This window comes from Pseudomonas sp. MWU12-2037 (genome assembly GCF_023242345.1).
Lineage (GTDB): Bacteria > Pseudomonadota > Gammaproteobacteria > Pseudomonadales > Pseudomonadaceae > Aquipseudomonas > Aquipseudomonas gingeri_D.
Map to the genome: position 1 here is coordinate 20258 of NZ_JALLIZ010000030.1, position 18283 is coordinate 38540.

The following is an 18283-nucleotide window of genomic DNA, read 5'->3' on the forward strand; positions in this document are numbered from 1 at the left end:
CGGTTATTGCGGCGGGAAATGAATGCGGAACGATGCGCCCCCCAGGGTCGAATCCCCCAGGGTCATCTCGGCGTCGTAGCTCTGGATGATGTCCTGGACCACCGCCAGGCCGATGCCCTGCCCCGGGTGCTGGCGGTCCAGGCGCTCGCCACGTTGCAGAACACGCGCCCGCTGGTCGGGTGGCACCCCCGGCCCGTCGTCCTCGACATACACCTCGATGCCCTGCAAACCTCGGCGCAGGCTGACCCGCACCTTGCCCAGACACAGGCGGTAGGCGTTCTCCAACAGGTTGCCCAACAGTTCCAGCAACGCCCCCTGCTCGATCGGCACATGACTGAACTGCGGCACATCGATGGCGACCACCACCTGTTTGTCGCGATAGACCTTGTCCAGGGTGCTGCACAGACTGTCGAGCACCGGGCGCAGTTCGACCTGATGCCGGACCAGACCGCTCTTGCGCAGGCTGGCGCGCTGCAACTGATAGCTGATCTGCTGGTTCATCCGTTCGATCTGGCTCTGCAGGACCCGGGCCTGATCGCGATCCTGGGGCCGCTGCGCCATCCCCTCGCTGACCCCTTGCAGAACCGCCAGGGGAGTTTTCAGGCTGTGGGCCAGATCGTCCAGGGAATCGCGATAACGGCTGCGCTGTTCGCGCTCGCTGCGCAACAAGCGGTTGAGGGAACCGGTCAGGCGCAGCAGTTCCCGCGGATGCTCCTCGCTGAGGCTTTCCAGTTCGCCGCTCTCGATCTGGTCCAGTTCCTGGCTCAACCGCCGCAACGCGCGCAGGCCCCAGGTCAGGCCGAGCCAGAGCAGGGCCAGCAGCACGGACAAGGCCGCGCCGAAGCCCAGGTAGAGTTTTTCCCGCAGGCCGGCCAGGGTCATGTTGTATTCGCGCATCGGCTGCAGGGCGACAAAGCTGTAGGCGGCGCTCTTGCCGCCGAGCAACTTGACCTCGACGTCGTAGACGAAGAACTCGTTGCCGTTGTCCTCGCGGATTTTCGCGAACTCGTTGCCGCGCCCGTCATACCGCGGACGGTAGTTGATATGCTCTTCCTGGGTTGCCCGCGAACGCCAGACCAGGCGCCCGTCGCGGTCGAAGATATAACCCAGCAGGCGGCTATCGGGCAGGTTGAATCGCTCGTCGGGGAGCAGATCGGGCATCTGCAGTTTCTGTTTTTCGATGCGCGCCGCGGAAATCAGCGTGGTCACATCAGAAGCCAGGCGTTGCTCGATGGAATCCTGCAGGGCCAGGCTGAACGCCCCCTGCATCGCCGGCAACAAGGCCAACATGAACAATATCGCCAGGATGGTGGCGGCCAGCATCAGCCGCACCCGTAGCGAACGAATCACCGGCAGCGCTCGTTGAACAGGTAGCCCAGGCCCCGCACGGTATCGATAGGTTTGAACCCGACCGGCCCTTCCAGCTTGCGCCGCAAGCGCCCGACCAGTACCTCGATCACATTCGGATCACGCTCGTCGTCGTCCGGGTACAACTGCTCCATCAGGCGATCCTTGGCCACCACCTGCTGGTGGTGACGCATCAGGTATTCGAGAATCCGGTATTCGTAGGCCGTCAGCGCCAGGGGCTGGTCGTCGAGGGAGGCCTGCTTGCGATTGAGGTCCAGCAGCAGGGGGCCGGCGGTGATGGTCGACTGGGTGAAACCGCTGGAGCGCCGCAGCAAGGCATTCATCCGCGCCTCCAGTTCCTCGAACTGGAAGGGCTTGACCAGATAGTCGTCGGCACCGGCGGCCAGGCCTTCGACCTTGTCCTGCCAGTTGCCACGCGCGGTGAGGATCAGGATCGGGAAAACCTTGCCGCGCGAGCGCAGTTGGCGGATCAGGTCCAGTCCGCCCATGCCCGGCAGGCCGAGATCGATCACCGCTAGGTCATGATGGAACTGCTCGGTCTGGTACAGCGCCTCTTCGGCATTGCCCACCGCCTCGACCACATGACCACTGTCGCTCAAGCGGGTCTGCAAGTGATGGCGCAACAACGCCTCGTCTTCTACCACCAGCAATTTCATAATGCTCTCCCAACGCTACCGGCATCGCTTCGCCCATAACGGTAACTCAGTTCAGCCAAAGTGTTTCATGAAAGACACGGCCGACCGGCCAGGAGCAGATTTGCGCATCATCATTGTTACAGAGTAAACAAGTGGCCCTGAACTCCCCCTGAACACATTTGGATGGACCAGGGAATCGGCTCTGGAAAGCACCGTTCCAACCCGGCAAAATGCCCACCATGAACAACCTCCCCGCCCTGCCCGTTTGCTGCACGCCCCTCGACGCCCATTGGCCGTTGCCCGAGGCTCTGGCCCATAGCGTCTTGCTCAGCACCCGATTCAACCCGTCGCAGCTCGCCGCGGACGACTTCCAGCGCAGCCGCATCGATCCGCCGGCCAGTATTCAGCGCTCGGTGGCCAAGCGCCAGGCCGAATTCCTCGCCGGGCGCCTCTGTGCCCGCGCCGCCCTGCGGCAGTTGGACGGTACCGACAGCGTTCCGGCCATCGGTGAGGACCGTGCGCCGATCTGGCCGGCCCATATCACCGGCTCCATCACCCATGGCACCGGCCGCGCCGCCGCCATCGTCGCGCCTAAATCCCACTGGCGGGGCCTGGGGATAGACCTGGAAGACCTGCTGAGCGCAGAACGAGCCGAGCGACTGGCCGGCGAAATCCTGATTCCGGCGGAAATGCAGCGCATGGCCGCAGGTTCCGCCGAGCAGATCGCCCTGCTGGTGACCCTGACCTTCTCGGTCAAGGAAAGCCTGTTCAAGGCGCTCTACCCGCTGGTGCACAAACGCTTTTACTTCGAGCACGCCGAAGTGCTGGAGTGGGATATCAGTGGGCAGGTGCGTTTGCGCCTGCTGACCGACCTGTCCAGTGAATGGTGCCATGGCACAGAGTTGCAGGCGCAGTTCGGCCTGCATGACGGGCAATTGCTGAGCCTGGTCGCCATCCCGGTGTGAACCGCCGCGTCAGGCCTTGTCCTGATAACGCGGCCAGCTCAGGCTGAAGCACGCGCCATCAAGCAACTGGCTCTTGCCGATCAGCGCCCGGCCGTCGTGCCAGTGGATGATCCGACGCACGATGGACAACCCCAGGCCATGCCCGCCCGAAGCCCGGGTCCGGCTGTCATCCAGGCGCATGAACGGCGTGAAGATCCGCTCCCAGGCACTTTCCGGCACGCCGGGGCCGTCATCCTCGACATCCACCCGACAACGCAAGGGCCCGACCTGGTAGCTGATGCAGACCTGCGACTGCGCATGGCGCATCGCGTTGCTGACCAGGTTCTGCAAGGCCCGGTGCAGGTAACGCGGCTCGGCCTCGACCCACACCTCGTCCCCGGCGGCCAACGGAAAGCACAGCCCGCGCGTCACCCGCACCTCCACCCGCAACGGTGCCAGCTCGCCGATCACCTGGTCGACCAGGGCACTGAGGTCGATCCGCTGGAAACTCAACGCCGGGGTGCCTTGCTCCAGCCGGGCGTAGGTCAGCATCTCGTCCACCAGCCGGTCGAGGTCCTGGATATCGCCGTCCATGCCTTCCATATACTTGTGCCGCGCCTCGGGCGTCTGCGCATCGCCAATCATTTCCAGGCCGAAACGCAGGCGCGCCACCGGCGTGCGCAGTTCGTGGGACACCGCTCGCACCAATTCGCGCTGGATCATCAGCGAGCGTTGCAAGTGCTCGGCCATGCCATTAAATGCCGCGGCCAGGCGTCCGATGGAGTCCGCGCCAGCGGCCGGCACGCGGGTTTCCAGATTGCCCTGGGCCAGCCGCGTGGCCGCCGACTCCACTGCGCGCAGGCGCCGTTCCAACTGTCGCACCAGCAGGTAGACGATCAGGCCGATCAGGCTCAAGCCGAGCACGGCAATCAACACCAGCCATTGCGCCGGATAGGGGTTCATCTGGTAAAGCGGACCGATTTCCAGGACCCAGGGCGTACCGGACAGTCCGGCAAACACCCGGATCGAATCGCCGCCCTTGCCCAGGGCCATGACCGTGTCGCCTTCGCTGATCCGCCGGCGCTGGTCTTCATCCATATCGGCCTGGTCCGGGGTGACCAGCTTCATGTCGAAACCAAAGCCCTTGTCACGTTTGAGCGCCGCCAGGCGTGCCGGCTGCTCGGCATCGGGGTAGCGCACCAGTTCGTCGGCCAACAGGTAGATGGTCGCCCGGGCCAACTGCTCGCTGATCTGCTGGACCTCGCCTGTTAATACCAACTGCTCCGAGTCACTGAGCAATCGATAGATCTTCGCCGCATAAGGCCCGGTCTGTTCCACCAGGGCCTGGCCGCGCAGCACCCGGGTGCGCTGGCCGAGATCCAGGTGCACATCGGCCAGCGGCTGCAAGGACAGTGGAATACCCAGCAGTCGCTCCCATATCGCCAGGGCCCGACGGCGCTCGATTTCGTCCATCGGCCGCAGGTTGTCGGCCATCAGCGAGAAGGTGCCATGGGCCAGGTGCTCGCGGTATTGCTCGCCGCGCACCTGGTTGAGCAGGTGCAGGGCCAGCACCCCGAGCAACGCCACCAGCACCAGGGCGGCACACATGCCACCGTAGATGCGCAGGAAGATCGAGTTCACGACGGCAGGTCTGCGAACGCTTCAGGGACAAATAGATAGCCTTTGCTGCGAACGGTCTTGATCAGCCGCGGGTGCTCGGGGTCATCGCCGATTTTCGGGCGGATGCGCGAAATACGCACATCGATGGAGCGGTCCTGGCCGTCATAACCGATGCCGCGCAAGGCGGTGAAGATTTCTTCCCGCGAGAGGATCCGCCCGGCATTCGCCACCAGCAGCCAGAGCAGATCGAACTCGGCACTGGTCAGCTCGATCCCCGCCCCGCTCAGCCAGGCCTCGCGCAAGGCGTTGTCGATCAGCAGCGGGCCGAACCGCAGGCGCCGGACCTTTTCCTCGGCCGCGCCCTGGAGCGGCTCGCCGCGCCGCAGCAGCGCGCGGATCCGTGCCAGCAACAGGCGCGGGCGCACCGGCTTGCAGACATAATCATCGGCCCCCAGGTCCAACCCCTGGATCTGGTCGAGGTCGTCGGTGCGCGCGGTCAGCATCAGGATCACCCCGTCGTAGCGCTCGCGCACCTTGCGGCAGATGCTCAGGCCATCCTCGCCGGGCAGCATCAGGTCGAGAATCACCAGGTCGGGCTGCTCGGCGATAATCCGCGCGGCGGCCCGGGCACCGTTGCCCTCGATGGAGACCCGCAAGCCGTTGCTCTCCAGATACTCGCGAGTCAACTCGGCCAGACGCTGGTCATCCTCGACTATCAATACCTGCCAGGCTTGCTCCACGGGCGACCTCTGCGTGCAAATGTTCAGCGTTGAAAGGCTCCGCCCGTCTTTTTGTCATGATTCAGGCGGATATAGAAAGGGTAAGGCCGGCCGATTGTAGCAACGACCGGGTCATCGCACACACGTCAGGATTCGCGCTCGGTCATGGGCTTTTTTTGTGATAGGGTTCGCGCCCGCAAAAATCCACGCACGTGGTCCGCAGCGGTAAAAAACAATGACAGGCGGCGTAATCCCGGCCTGCCGCGGCCTACGCGCGGTTTCAGGCTTTCATACACAAATTACGCACAGATTTATCCACAGGCAGTACATTGCAATCATCCCCCAAAACGCATTATCTTGTATCTCGGCAGCAAAAAAACCCAACATGTAGGGTTTTCGCCCAAAATCCCCAACCACATTTCGCGTCAGGAACTCAAGCTCTTTTCTTGCATCCGCGGGGTTGAACTAAACACCGATTTGAAAGCCCAAACCGCATACGCGGATGGCAGCCGTTCTTCCTTCTTGCGTGGGAAAACGGTACGGGTGTTGCAGGACAAAACTGTCACCCATCAGGAATACCGTTTCGGGTCAGCGACCCGCAGCGTTGCAAACTTCGGCAAGGAAGCGGCGCCCGAAAGCCCTCTTCCCCTGTCCCGAAGTGGTTATGCCCGACATCGTTCGGTTGTAGTGCTTCAGGACAGAACGGTGGGCACCTTCATGGTGCCCAAACAAACATAGAGAACGTGGAGACACCCATGCAAACCGACACAACTCGCGAGAACCCGCAAGGCACCGTGCCGCAGGCCGCCGATTCGAATCTGGATCTGTCCGCCACCGCGCCGGGCCAACTGCGCGTGATCAAGCGTAACGGCACTGTCGTTCCTTATACCGATGACAAGATCACCGTCGCCATCACCAAAGCGTTCCTCGCAGTTGAAGGCGGCACCGCCGCCGCCTCGTCGCGCATCCACGACACCGTTGCCCGCCTGACCGAACAGGTCACCGCGACCTTCAAACGGCGCATGCCTTCGGGCGGCACCATCCACATCGAAGAAATCCAGGACCAGGTCGAACTGGCCCTGATGCGTGCCGGCGAACAGAAAGTCGCCCGTGACTATGTGATCTACCGTGATTCGCGGGCCAAGGAACGCGCCATCCGCGCCCCTTCCGAAGAGCCGGTCAACGCTCACCCGTCGATCCGCATCACCCGCGCCGACGGCAGCGTCGCGCCACTGGACATGGGTCGCCTGAACACCATCGTCACTGAAGCCTGCGAAGGTCTGGAAGAAGTCGACGGCGACCTGATCCAGCGCGAAACCCTGAAGAACCTCTACGACGGCGTAGCCCTGAAAGACGTCAACACCGCCCTGGTGATGACCGCCCGGACCCTGGTGGAGCGCGAGCCGAACTACTCCTTCGTGACCGCTCGCCTGCTGATGGACACCCTGCGTGCCGAAGGCCTGAGCTTCCTCGAAGTCGCCGACAGCGCCACCCACCACGAAATGGCCGAGCTGTACGCCAAGGCCCTGCCGTCCTACATCGCCAAGGGTATCGAATTCGAACTGCTGAACCCGGTCCTGGCCGAGTTCGACCTGGAAAAGCTCGGCAAGGCGATCAACCACGAGCGCGACCAGCAGTTCACCTACCTGGGCCTGCAGACCCTGTACGACCGTTACTTCATCCACAAGGACGGCGTGCGTTTCGAACTGCCACAGATCTTCTTCATGCGCGTGGCCATGGGCCTGGCGATCGAAGAGAAACAACGTGAAGAGCGTGCCATCGAGTTCTACAACCTGTTGTCGTCCTTCGACTACATGGCATCGACCCCGACCCTGTTCAACGCCGGCACCCTGCGTCCACAGCTGTCGAGCTGCTACCTGACCACCGTGCCGGACGACCTGTCGGGCATCTACCACGCGATCCACGACAACGCCATGCTGTCGAAATTCGCCGGTGGCCTGGGCAACGACTGGACGCCGGTGCGCGCACTGGGTTCGTACATCAAGGGCACCAACGGCAAATCCCAGGGCGTCGTGCCGTTCCTCAAAGTGGTCAACGACACCGCCGTAGCGGTCAACCAGGGCGGCAAGCGCAAGGGCGCGGTCTGTGCCTACCTGGAAACCTGGCACATGGACATTGAAGAGTTCATCGAGCTGCGCAAGAACACCGGTGATGATCGTCGTCGTACCCACGACATGAACACCGCCAACTGGATCCCTGACCTGTTCATGAAGCGCGTCTTCGATGACGGCAAGTGGACCCTGTTCTCGCCATCGGAAGTGCCGGACCTGCACGACCTGACCGGCAAGGCTTTCGAAGAGCGCTACGAGTACTACGAAGCCCTGACCGAGTACAACAAGATCAAGTTGTTCAAGGTCGTCCAGGCCAAGGACCTGTGGCGCAAGATGCTGTCCATGTTGTTCGAAACCGGCCACCCATGGCTGACCTTCAAGGACCCGTGCAACCTGCGCAGCCCGCAGCAACACGTGGGCGTGGTGCACAGCTCGAACCTGTGCACCGAGATCACCTTGAACACCAACAAGGACGAGATCGCCGTCTGCAACCTGGGCTCGATCAACCTGCCGAACCACATCGTCAACGGCCAGCTGGACAAGGCCAAGCTGCAACGCACCGTGAACACCGCCGTGCGCATGCTCGACAACGTGATCGACATCAACTACTACTCGGTGCCGCAAGCGAAGAACTCCAACTTCAAGCACCGTCCGGTCGGCCTGGGCATCATGGGTTTCCAGGATGCGCTGTACCTGCAGCACATCCCTTACGGTTCGGATGCCGCCGTCGACTTCGCCGACAAGTCCATGGAAGCGGTCAGCTACTTCGCGATCCAGGCGTCCTGCGACCTGGCCGACGAGCGTGGCGCCTACGAGACGTTCCAGGGTTCGCTGTGGTCCAAGGGCGTCCTGCCGCTGGATTCGCAACAGATCCTGATCGAGTCCCGTGGCCAGAAGTACATCGATGTCGACCTGACCGAAAGCCTGGACTGGGCACCGGTTCGCGCCCGTGTACAGAAAGGCATTCGTAACTCCAACATCATGGCCATCGCACCGACCGCGACCATCGCCAACATCACTGGCGTTTCGCAGTCGATCGAACCGACCTACCAGAACCTGTATGTGAAATCGAACCTGTCGGGCGAATTCACCGTGATCAACCCGTACCTGGTTCGCGACCTGAAGGCTCGCGGTCTGTGGGACTCGGTCATGATCAACGACCTGAAGTACTACGACGGTTCCGTGCAGCAGATCGAACGCATTCCGCAAGAGCTCAAAGAGCTGTATGCGACCGCGTTCGAAGTGGAAACCAAGTGGATCGTCGATGCCGCCAGCCGTCGCCAGAAGTGGATCGACCAGGCGCAGTCGCTGAACCTGTACATCGCCGGTGCTTCGGGCAAGAAACTCGACGTGACCTACCGCATGGCCTGGTACCGTGGTCTGAAGACCACCTACTACCTCCGTGCCCTGGCCGCGACCAGCACCGAGAAGTCGACCATCAACACCGGCAAGCTGAACGCTGTTTCCAGCGGCGGCAACCACGGCGACGATTCGGTCCTGGCGGCACCTACCGCGCCAGCCGGCCCGGCGCCAGTGCCAAAGGCCTGTGCGATCGACGAGCCGGATTGCGAAGCTTGCCAATAAGCTGAGCCAGACCCGCGCCTTACCGCGCGGGTTGAGAAACCCCCGTCAGGCCCTGGGCCTGGCGGGGGTTTTCTTTTGTCTGCCTTTTTGTAGGAGCCAGCTTGCCGGCAATGGTGCCCTCACGGCCGCCAAAAGCTTTCACGGGCAAGATCGCAGGCACAAAAAAGCCCCATTCAAGGGGCTTTCTTGCCAAGCGTTTTCAGCTAAGCCGCATCACGCCATCTGGATAATGGTCTGCATGATGGAGCTCTGGGTGGAGATGGTCTTGGCGTTCGCCTGGTAGTAGCTCTGGCCCTTGATCAGGTCCACCAGCTCGCTGGTGAGGTTCACGTTCGAGGCTTCCAGGGAACCGGAAAGGATCGAACCGTTGGTGCCGACCGCACCGCCGTCAAAGGCTGGCTGGCCGGACGAGAACGTCTGTTTCCAACTGGTACCACCGACCGCCTGCAGACCTTGCTCATTGGTGAAGGTAGCCAGGGCCACCTGGCCGATCGCCTTGTGCTGCTGGTTACTGAAGTTGGCGGAGATCACACCAGAGGCATCGATGGTGACGTCGGTGATCTGGCCAGTGGCATAACCGTCGTTGGTGATGTTGTTACGAGCTGTATCAGCATTGAACTGGGTGGTTTTCGAAAAGTCGACGGCAATGCCGGCGGCATTGGCTGACGCACCGTTCGGTGTGAAGACGCCCGCGGTCACTGTGCCAGGCACCCAACCGGTCACCGTGATGCTGGTCGCGGTGGCGCTACCGCCGATGCTTGCCAACTTGCCCGAAGAGTCAAAGGTCACAGCCACCGGGACAGGGTCAGTTGCTGCCGGCGGAACGGTAGGCGGAACGGTTGCAATCGTCGGCGCCGTACCGTTCGGGTTGCGACCGTCGATCAACGAATAGACGTTCCAGGTATTGGCACCGGTCTTGACCGCATACTGGTCCAGGGAGTGGGAGTTACCCTGGGTGTCATAGATAGTGGTGCTGAACGGCTTGGTATAGGTCGAAGTCGTCGCGGGATCAAATGGTACGCTGATCACTGCCGACTTGGAGTCAAGGTTGATCGTCGAACCGATCTGGGTAGTGGTCTGCGGCGACAGGTTGGAGGTGTCGATCCGCAAGTTGGTCAGCACACCCGGAATGATGTTGCCGTTGGCATCGGCGGCAAAACCTTGCAGTTTCGCGGTGCCGTCGGTGTTGGTGACGTAGCCGTCCTTGTCGGTCTTGAAGGTACCGGCACGGGTGTAGCTCAGCGAGCCGTTGCTGCTCAGGACGAAGAAGCCGTTGCCCTGCACGCCCATGTCCAGCACGTTGCCGGTGCTGTCCATGCCGCCGTTGCCGAAGTTCTGCGAGACGTTGGCCAGGTTCACACCGTTACCGACGCTCTTGGAGCCCGTACCCAGCTTGGTCGCCGAGTACACGTCGGCAAATTCCGCACGGGACGACTTGAAGCCGGTGGTGTTGACGTTGGCAATGTTGTTGCCGGTGACGTCAAGTTGCTTGCTGGCCGCAGAGAGACCGCTCAAACCGATATTGAAAGACATGGTTCACTCCTTACTTCGTGTTGGTCGGCTCTTACAGGCCAATGGTCTGGACTTTGGACAGAGCAATACTGCCCAGGCCCGCCAGGTTGAGCATCATTTCGCCGCCGTTCTGACCCAGGGTCACGCTGCTGACCGTCGCCGGCAGGTTGGTCGTGAGCGCCGTGGCCGTGCCACTGATCGGCGCGGTGGCAGCAAAGGTGTAGGTACCGCTGGAGAGCAAGGTGCCGGAATCGTCCTTGCCGTCCCAGGCAAAGGCGGCATTACCGGCCGCCTGCGAGCCCATGTCGATGGTGCGGACCACTTTGCCAGTGGAATCGCTGATCTTCAGGGTCACATCGCTGACCGAGCTCGGAACTGTTGCCGTCCCCGTGAAGGTCTTGCTGGTATCGACCACCGCCTGGCTGGTCGGCACGATGACCGAACGCCCGACCATCGACGAGGCCTGCAGCGCCTGGGACGAGGTGAAGGAGCTGGCAATATTGTTCACGCTGGTGTTGAGCGTCTGGATACCTTCCAGGCTGCTGAACTGGGCCAACTGCGCGACGAAGGCGCTGTTGTCCTGGGGGTTGAGCGGGTCCTGGTTCTTCAACTGGGTGACCAGCAATTGCAGGAACGCGTCCTTGCCCAGGGCCTGGCCGCCGGCGGCGCTGCTGATGGCATTGCCCAACGCATCCGTACTGCCAGTGTTCGCCGTCTGGGAGTTGGAAATGATCGTATCAAGTGCAGAGTTGCCACTTGAGGGGGTGCTGGAAACCGTCATAGGAATCGCCCTTTATCACTGACCGAGGGTCAGGACCTTCTGCATCATGGTTTTGGCGGTGGTCATAATGTCCGCGTTGGTCTGGAACGAGCGGCTGGCGGAAATCATGTCGGCCATTTCCTGAACCACGTTGACGTTGGGGTAGTAGACATACCCATTGGCGTCAGCGGCCGGATGGTTCGGCTCATAACGGGCTTCAAGGTTGCTGGGGTCCTCGACCACGCCCGTGACCTGCACGCCGGCACCCGCCCCGTCCTGGTTCTGGAACAGCGAGTTGTCAGTCTGGCCCTGGCCGTTCTGGAACATGGTGGCGAACACCGGATGCCGGGCGCGATAGGTCTGGTCCATGCTCGAGGAGACGGTATCGGCGTTGGCGATGTTACTGGCGACGGTGTTCAGGCGAGTGGTCTGGGCACTCATGCCGGTACCGGCAATGTTGAAAACACTGGCTAGGGACATGACTTATTCTCCACGCAGGGCTGAAACCAGCCCTTTGAATCGTGCGTTCAGCAGGGTGAAGCTGGCCTGGAAATCGACCGAGTTCTGCGCATAGTTCGATTGCTCGATCTGCGCATCCACGGTGTTCTGGTCCAGCGACGGCTGCGTCGGTGTGCGGTATTGCAATGCGGCGTCGCCGTTGCTCAGGCCTTCAGCTTCGATATGGCGGCTGTTGGTGGTGTTCAACGCAAAACTGCCGTTCTTGGCCTTGTCACTCTGTTCAGCGAGCACCGAGGAAAAGTCCATGTCCCGCGCCTTGTAGTTCGGGGTATCGGCGTTGACGATGTTGTTCGCCAGAACTTCGGCGCGCTGGGCGCGGAAGGCCAGTGCTTGCTCATGAATGCCGAGCGCTTTATCGAAGTTGATGCTCATGTCGGGAAACCTTTAGCGGGTTGACCTGATTTTGTGGAACAGGCTTTTCGTTGCAAGAGACAAAGCAAGGCCCATGCCAATTTCTCGATGCAAGCAAATCAAGGGCTTGCGGGCAGGTGGCGGGCGGCAATGCCAGAAAAGCGGCAAGGCATTTCCGCCGGATGCCGGTAAAGCGGCAAAAGCGCCGTAAAAAAAACGGGAACCCCATTGGGGTTCCCGTTTTGTGTGAGGCTTGGCGCCTTACTTGGCCTGGTAGATGATCCCCGGACTGCATTGCACCATCTGGTAATGGTCCGGCAGACCGTTCAGGGCTTCCGAGGCCCCGAGGTACAAATAGCCACCCGGCTTCAGGGTGCCGTGGATACGCAGCAGGATGTCTTTTTTCACTTCGGCGGAAAAGTAGATCAATACGTTGCGACAGAACACGATGTCGAACTTGCCCAGGCTCGCATAGCTGTCCAACAGGTTGAACGAACGAAACTCCACGCGACTGCGGATCGGCGCCTTGATCGCCCAGCGTCCCGGCCCCTTGGGGTCGAAGAAGCGTTGCAGGCGCTCGGGCGACAGGCCGCGGCCAATCGCCAGGCTGTCGTACTCACCGCTTTTGCAGTTGGTGAGCATCAGTCCGGACAGGTCGGTGGCGACAATCTGCGCACCGCCCTTGAGCTGGCCCATGTTGGTCCGCTCGAACTCATCGATCGACATCGAGATCGAATAGGGTTCCTGCCCCGACGAACACGCCGCCGACCAGATCCGCAGACGCTGGCCGGGACTGGCCTTGATCATTTCCGGCAACACCTTGTTCTTCAGGACCTCGAAGGGGTAGGTGTCGCGAAACCACAAGGTTTCGTTGGTGGTCATGGCATCCACCACCTGCTCGCGCAAACCGCTGCGAGGCTGGGTCTGGATGCGCTGGACCAGCTCGCCAAGGGATTTGAGCCCTTGCTGCTCCATCAGTTTATTGAGACGGCTGGAAACCAGATACTGCTTGTTTTCACCCAGCAGGATGCCACAGGCCTTTTCCAGGAAGACCCGGAACTGTTCGAAATCCAAATTACCCGTAGACAAATGATGCCGCCTCTACAATCGTTCGTACCGCCAGGAACGGAGGTCCCTGATCGCTTATTCTGCTGCCTTGATCCGCCCCACTACCCGGGCTGCCAGGTCATCGGGTCGGAACTTGGCCAGGAAATCATCGGCGCCGACCTTCTTGACCATTGCCTGATTAAAGACCCCTGACAAGGAAGTATGCAGGATGATGTGAAGTTTTTGCATGCGTGGGTCGTTGCGGATCTCGGCCGTCAGAGTGTAGCCATCCATTTCAGGCATTTCGATGTCGGAAATCATCATCAGAAATTCCTCTTCCGGCTTCTTGCCCTCCTCGACCAGCTTACGCAGGTAATCAAGCGCCTGCCGGCCGTCGTTCAACGCCACCACTTCCACGCCCACGGTCTGCAGGCAACGCGTAACCTGCTTGCGCGCCACCGAGGAGTCATCCACCGTCAGCACCCGCATGGAAATCGCCTTGGCCTGGGTCTCGACATCGACCACCCCGTGGGAGATGGATTCGGAAGTCGGCGAGACTTCGGCGAGGATTTTCTCCACGTCGATGATTTCCACCAACTGGTTGTCGATCCGGGTCACCGCGGTCAGGTAGTGATCGCGTCCGGTGCCCTTGGGCGGCGGATGGATCTCTTCCCAGTTCATGTTGACGATGCGCTCCACCGACTTCACCAGGAAACCCTGGGTCTTGGTGTTGTACTCGGTAATGATCACAAACGGATTACTTTGATCCTTGAGACCGCCCGCCCCGGTGGCCATCGCCAGATCCAGGATGGGAATGGTTGCCCCACGGATATTCGCCACGCCACAGACCACCGGGCTGGATTTGGGCATCAGGGTCAGCTTGGGGCACTGCAGCACCTCCCGCACCTTGAACACGTTGATCCCATACAACTGCTGACCGTCCAGACGAAACAACAACAACTCGAGGCGATTCTGCCCGACCAGTTGCGTACGCTGGTTCACCGAATCCATTACACCCGCCATGCCAGCCACCTCTCACACAAGCTTCATGATCCGACGCCTATTCAGCATTAAACGGCACGAGCCTTGCTTTTTATACTGTTATGAAAGCACAAACGACATTTTTTCGACGCCTGACATCACAGTACCGCAGATTGCTCTGGGTCTTGGCGGTTTTATGCAGTCTGAACCCCGGCGGCCCTGCCTTTGCCGACTCGGCGACCCTGCCTGATCAGCTTATCGGCGTGACCCAAGGCTTTCTTGAGTTCACGGTAGAAGACTATCTGGCTACCAGTCAAACCGAAGGACGCTACGAAATCCAGGTCAACCAGCTCGACCCGCGCCTGCGCATGGCGGCTTGCGACAAGGAATTGACAGCCAACCTGGAAAGCCCGGCCACGCCGATTGGCCGGGTCACGGTCAAGGTCCGCTGTGAAGGCAGCTCGCCCTGGACCGTGTTCGTGCCGGCCCAGGTCAAGCTGTTCCGCAATGTGGTGGTCACCACGCGCCCGTTGAAACGCGCCGGAATCATTGAGCCCGGCGATGTCACCCTGCGCGAGCGCGACATCAGCCTGGCCGGCCAGGGCTTCCTGACGTCCACGGATGAGGCCATCGGGCAGAAACTTGTCCGACCAATGGTCATGGATCAGGTCATCACCCTGGTTCATCTGGAGCAGGCCGAGGTGGTTCGCAAGGGCGATCAGGTGGTCATCAGCGCGACAAGCGGTGGCCTGGTGGTCAAGATGCCGGGTGAGGCCTTGTCCAATGGCGGCCTGAACGAACAGATCAGGATCAAGAACCTGAACTCCCAACGGGTGATCAAGGCACGGGTGACCGGGCCGGGACAGGTGGAAGTCGCGTTGTAGAGAACTGGCGCTAAGCCGCAGCTTTTCCTAAACTGTGCTGCACCAAGGCGCACCGCCAACACGTGCCGGCTCATTCTTATCTGAGCCTAAAGTTTTTCCGGGTATGGCCGAAAACAAGGCAAGCGTCCAAATACCCAGAGGTTTTTTTCATCATGGTCATCGATTTCAGTCGTTTGAATAACCCCCCGTCACTGACAGGCAGTACGCGCACCAGCGCCAGCAAGGAAGCCGACGGCTCCGGCAAATCCGCGTCCGTGAGTACTCCGGCCGCCTCCGTCAGCCAGAGCGGGGAATCGGTACACCTCAGTAATGAGGCTCAGCAGTTGCAACAAGTCACTGACAAGCTGCGCGACCAACCTGTTGTCAACAGCGCCCGCGTGGCCGAGTTGAAGCAGGCGGTTGCCGATGGCAGCTACAAAGTCGACAGCAACCGCGTCGCCAGCAAATTGCTCAACTTCGAAGCCCAACGCTAGGCTCCGGCCTGCGTCAGGCTTTTGGACGCTTAAAAACCAAGGCCAGCCATGCACGACACCACTCTGCTGCAACTGATCACCGATGATTTTGCCCCCGCTCAAGACCTGCTTGAGTTGCTGCGCGCCGAATCCCTGGCGCTCCATGGTCGCAATATGCTCGAGCTGGAAGAAATTCTGGCGCGCAAGCAAGCGCTGATCGTTCTGCTGGAACAGCATGGCCGCAAGCGTAGCCAGCTACTCGCCGGCCTCAATTTGCCCACCAACCGTGCAGGCCTGGAACAACTCGCCGCGCAGTCCAGTATTGGTGAGCAATTGCTGAGTCAGAGCGATGTGTTGACCCAGTTGCTGGCCGATTGCCAGACCGCCAACGAGCTCAACGGTCGTAATATCCAGGTTCAGCAAGCAACCACCGCAAACCAGTTGAAGATCCTGACCGGCGGTGAAACACCCGCCCTCTATGATGCGCGCGGCTCAACGGCCAGGTCCATGAAACCGCGCCCGCTCAGTCAGGCTTGAACCGGGCCTTGCGCGTGCTCTATCAAGGCGCGCAACATGCTGGCAAAATGCTAGCTCTTGCGTGCAGTTGTATTTTGTCTGGAGATTGATGAACCGTGTCCAATGCCCCAAGCGCGGATGATGCTCCGCAGCCACCCAAGGTGCTTAGCACGCCTCTGGAAATTTCCGCCAACCTGCGGATGCTGCAGGAAAGTCACGACCCGCTGATCATCACCTTTCATGAGCGCAGCCAGCGCTTCCAGAGTTTTGTGATCGACGTCAACCGCGAAGCCGGCACCCTGGCCCTGGACGAAATGATGCCGCGCGACGGCGAGCGCTTCCTGTTGGCCGGCGAGCCATTCCGGGTCGAAGGTTTCCATGAGGGCGTGCGAATCGCCTGGGAACAGCCGCAACCCATGACCATCGACGAGACCAATGGTTGCTACCGTGGCTCGATGCCCGATGAAGTGGTCTATCACCAACGTCGCAATGCCTTCCGTGCCGCCCTGAAGCTGGCCGCGCTGGTCAATGTCGAGCTGGGTGGCGAAAAGCTCAAGGCGCCGTTGACCGGCAAACTGCTGGACATCTCCGCCACCGGTTGCAAACTGCGTTTCGACGGCGATATTTCCGACCGCCTGCAACTGGGCCAGGTCTACGAGCGCTTTATTGCCGCCCTGCCCTTCGGCCCGATGACCGCCCCCGTGGAACTGCGCCACCTGCACTTCGAGGAAAGGATCAACACCACCTTCGCCGGCGTGCGCTTCCACAACATGAGCGGTCTGGTCCAGCGCCAGGTCGAGCGCTTCGTCTATCAGTTGCAGCGTGAAGCGCGGCGCTTCGATAAAGACGACGACTTCTGATCCAGCAGTCGCCATAAAAAACGGGCCACCCTTATCAGGTGGCCCGTTTTTTTTCGTTCAACGTTTCAGTTGCTCGACTTGTGCGCCGGCTCCGGGTCCGACTCGTCCACCTCGGGCACGACCTCAGCCTCGGAGGGTGTCGGCACGACGCTGTCACACATCTGATCCAGCACGATCTGCTCATCGACCCGTGGGTCAAGCGCCGCGCCAAGGGGCGACATGGCTTCCGGCATGACCACGTGTTGCAGCGGCGCATCCTCGACCTGATGCAGGTTGGTCACCGCCTTCGGTCGGATCCGCCACACCAGCATCAAGGCGAAGAAGCTGAAAAACGCGTAGAGCATCTGGCTACCGAACAGTTTCATCAGCACACCCGCCACCAAGGGCCCGATACTGGCGCCTATGCCATAGGTCATCAGCAGCATGGCCGTCAGCGAGACCCGGCGATCGCCTTCGATATGATCGTTGGAAAAGGCCACTGCCAGCGGATACAGGCAGAACTGCAGCAAGGAGACCATGAACCCCGAGGCGAACAGCACTTCCAGCGGCGCATGGGACATGATTGCCAGGGGCAATGAGGCCAACGCCAGCAAGAAGGCAATGCTGCGAATCAGCACCGCCCGGTCATAACGATCCGAGATCCAGCCCAGCGGCCACTGCACCAGGAAACCGGCGAAAATGCAGCAGCCCATGAACAGACCCACCTGCTCAGTGGTAAGCCCCTGCTGGGACGCATACAAGGGGGCCAGGCCGTAAAAGGAGCCGACGATGATCCCGGCGCCCAGGACGGTGGTCAGCGACTGCGGCACCCGCTTCATGAAGAAACGCGGCTCCAGCGGCGCCGGATGCAGCGGTGCAGGGTGAATCCGCCGGGTCATCGCCACGGGCACCAGGCACAGGGCAAAGCACATTGCCACTGCCATCAGCAGTTCCAGGCCCAGGGCCGGATGCAGGACCAGGATCATCTGCCCGAGGATCAGCCCCAGGTAGGAGGCAATCATGTAGCCGCTGAAGACCACGCCGCGCTGCTTGGCTTCCGCCTGCTCGTTGAGCCAGCTCTCGATGACCATGTACTGGCACATCATCCCCAGGCCCACGATCATCCGCAGGAACAGCCAGGCCGGCAACCAGTCGATCAAGCCATGGCCGAGCACCGCCGCACCGACAATACCGGCACAGGTGGCATAGGCGCGGATATGGCCGACCCGGGCAATCAACCGGTGGCCGATCTTGCCGCCCAGCACCAGGCCGAAGTAGTTGGCGGCCATCAAGGCACCCACCCACAGGCTGTCGACATGTTCGGCGGCCAGGCGCAGGGCCAGGTAGGTACTCAGCAGGCCGGAGCCGATCAACATCATCAGCGAGGCGAAATACAGTGCTCGAAAGGGTTTCCAGATTTGGCGCATCGGCGTTCCGAGCGGCTCCTTGAATAGGGTATCGGGCTATCCGACAAGATAGC

At 61.1% G+C, this 18283-nt stretch carries 18 protein-coding genes; 7 read left to right on the plus strand and 11 right to left on the minus strand.

The annotated features are described in order from the left end of the window. Positions 1–3: 3 nt before the first annotated feature. Together M5B42_RS30860 and M5B42_RS30865 are read right to left on the minus strand one after the other, a co-directional pair. A complete protein-coding gene (locus tag M5B42_RS30860; RefSeq protein ID WP_103497258.1) occupies positions 4–1350 on the minus strand; it encodes an ATP-binding protein in 1347 nt (448 codons plus the stop codon). Next, the gene (locus tag M5B42_RS30865; protein ID WP_100944205.1) at positions 1347–2024 is read right to left on the minus strand and encodes a response regulator; all 678 of its coding nucleotides are present in this window, start codon (positions 2022–2024) and stop codon (positions 1347–1349) included. The genes M5B42_RS30860 and M5B42_RS30865 overlap by 4 nt, the downstream gene beginning before the upstream one ends. Before the next feature lie 218 nt (positions 2025–2242). On the opposite strand from M5B42_RS30865, the gene M5B42_RS30870 reads away from it, so the two are divergent. Further along, on the plus strand, positions 2243–2968 hold the full coding sequence (locus tag M5B42_RS30870; RefSeq protein WP_248747953.1) for a 4'-phosphopantetheinyl transferase: 726 nt from the start codon (positions 2243–2245) through the stop codon (positions 2966–2968). Positions 2969–2977: 9 nt separating this feature from the next. Here the strand turns inward: M5B42_RS30870 and M5B42_RS30875 are convergent, their stop codons facing one another. Next, a complete protein-coding gene (locus M5B42_RS30875; RefSeq protein ID WP_103497256.1) occupies positions 2978–4588 on the minus strand; it encodes an ATP-binding protein in 1611 nt (536 codons plus the stop codon). After that, positions 4585–5307, minus strand: coding sequence for a response regulator (locus M5B42_RS30880; protein WP_248747954.1), 723 nt, complete (start codon positions 5305–5307; stop codon positions 4585–4587). Before M5B42_RS30880 ends, M5B42_RS30875 begins: the two co-directional genes overlap by 4 nt. A gap of 144 nt (positions 5308–5451) precedes the next feature. On the opposite strand from M5B42_RS30880, the gene M5B42_RS30885 reads away from it, so the two are divergent. Together M5B42_RS30885 and M5B42_RS30890 are read left to right on the plus strand one after the other, a co-directional pair. Then, on the plus strand, positions 5452–6024 hold the full coding sequence (locus tag M5B42_RS30885) for a hypothetical protein (RefSeq protein ID WP_177102087.1): 573 nt from the start codon (positions 5452–5454) through the stop codon (positions 6022–6024). Between the two features lie 17 nt (positions 6025–6041). Next, positions 6042–8942: a ribonucleoside-diphosphate reductase subunit alpha gene (locus M5B42_RS30890; RefSeq protein WP_103497254.1), complete on the plus strand. Its 2901-nt coding sequence runs from the start codon at positions 6042–6044 to the stop codon at positions 8940–8942. A 213-nt stretch (positions 8943–9155) separates the two neighbouring features. Here M5B42_RS30890 and flgE read toward each other — a convergent pair whose 3' ends face one another. The 6 genes from flgE to M5B42_RS30920 form a co-directional block, all read right to left on the minus strand. After that, entirely contained in the window at positions 9156–10475 is a 1320-nt protein-coding gene (gene flgE, locus M5B42_RS30895) for a flagellar hook protein FlgE (protein WP_103497253.1), read from the minus strand. Between the two features lie 31 nt (positions 10476–10506). After that, positions 10507–11235 carry a flagellar hook assembly protein FlgD gene (flgD, locus tag M5B42_RS30900; RefSeq protein ID WP_152741523.1) on the minus strand — a complete coding sequence of 243 codons (729 nt, stop codon included), beginning with the start codon at positions 11233–11235 and terminating at the stop codon, positions 10507–10509. A 15-nt stretch (positions 11236–11250) separates the two neighbouring features. Further along, the gene (gene flgC, locus M5B42_RS30905; RefSeq protein WP_103497251.1) at positions 11251–11694 is read right to left on the minus strand and encodes a flagellar basal body rod protein FlgC; all 444 of its coding nucleotides are present in this window, start codon (positions 11692–11694) and stop codon (positions 11251–11253) included. 3 nt (positions 11695–11697) lie between these two features. Then, a complete protein-coding gene (gene flgB, locus M5B42_RS30910) occupies positions 11698–12105 on the minus strand; it encodes a flagellar basal body rod protein FlgB (protein ID WP_103497250.1) in 408 nt (135 codons plus the stop codon). A gap of 240 nt (positions 12106–12345) precedes the next feature. Further along, positions 12346–13173 (minus strand): protein-glutamate O-methyltransferase CheR, encoded by an 828-nt coding sequence (cheR, locus tag M5B42_RS30915; RefSeq protein ID WP_152741524.1) that lies wholly within the window; start codon positions 13171–13173, stop codon positions 12346–12348. A 54-nt stretch (positions 13174–13227) separates the two neighbouring features. Next, the gene (locus tag M5B42_RS30920) at positions 13228–14154 is read right to left on the minus strand and encodes a chemotaxis protein CheV (RefSeq protein WP_103497248.1); all 927 of its coding nucleotides are present in this window, start codon (positions 14152–14154) and stop codon (positions 13228–13230) included. A gap of 80 nt (positions 14155–14234) precedes the next feature. On the opposite strand from M5B42_RS30920, the gene flgA reads away from it, so the two are divergent. The 4 genes from flgA to M5B42_RS30940 all read left to right on the plus strand — a co-directional run bounded on the left by flgA (position 14235) and on the right by M5B42_RS30940 (position 16824). Continuing rightward, complete coding sequence (gene flgA / locus M5B42_RS30925; RefSeq protein WP_152741525.1) at positions 14235–14996, plus strand: flagellar basal body P-ring formation chaperone FlgA; 762 nt, start codon at positions 14235–14237, stop codon at positions 14994–14996. 152 nt (positions 14997–15148) lie between these two features. After that, positions 15149–15469 carry a flagellar biosynthesis anti-sigma factor FlgM gene (flgM, locus tag M5B42_RS30930; RefSeq protein ID WP_103497246.1) on the plus strand — a complete coding sequence of 107 codons (321 nt, stop codon included), beginning with the start codon at positions 15149–15151 and terminating at the stop codon, positions 15467–15469. A 48-nt stretch (positions 15470–15517) separates the two neighbouring features. Continuing rightward, complete coding sequence (locus M5B42_RS30935; protein WP_103497245.1) at positions 15518–15985, plus strand: flagellar protein FlgN; 468 nt, start codon at positions 15518–15520, stop codon at positions 15983–15985. 95 nt (positions 15986–16080) lie between these two features. After that, positions 16081–16824: a flagellar brake protein gene (locus M5B42_RS30940; protein WP_103497244.1), complete on the plus strand. Its 744-nt coding sequence runs from the start codon at positions 16081–16083 to the stop codon at positions 16822–16824. Between the two features lie 65 nt (positions 16825–16889). Here the strand turns inward: M5B42_RS30940 and M5B42_RS30945 are convergent, their stop codons facing one another. Beyond that, complete coding sequence (locus M5B42_RS30945; protein ID WP_248747955.1) at positions 16890–18230, minus strand: MFS transporter; 1341 nt, start codon at positions 18228–18230, stop codon at positions 16890–16892. Positions 18231–18283: the final 53 nt, after the last annotated feature.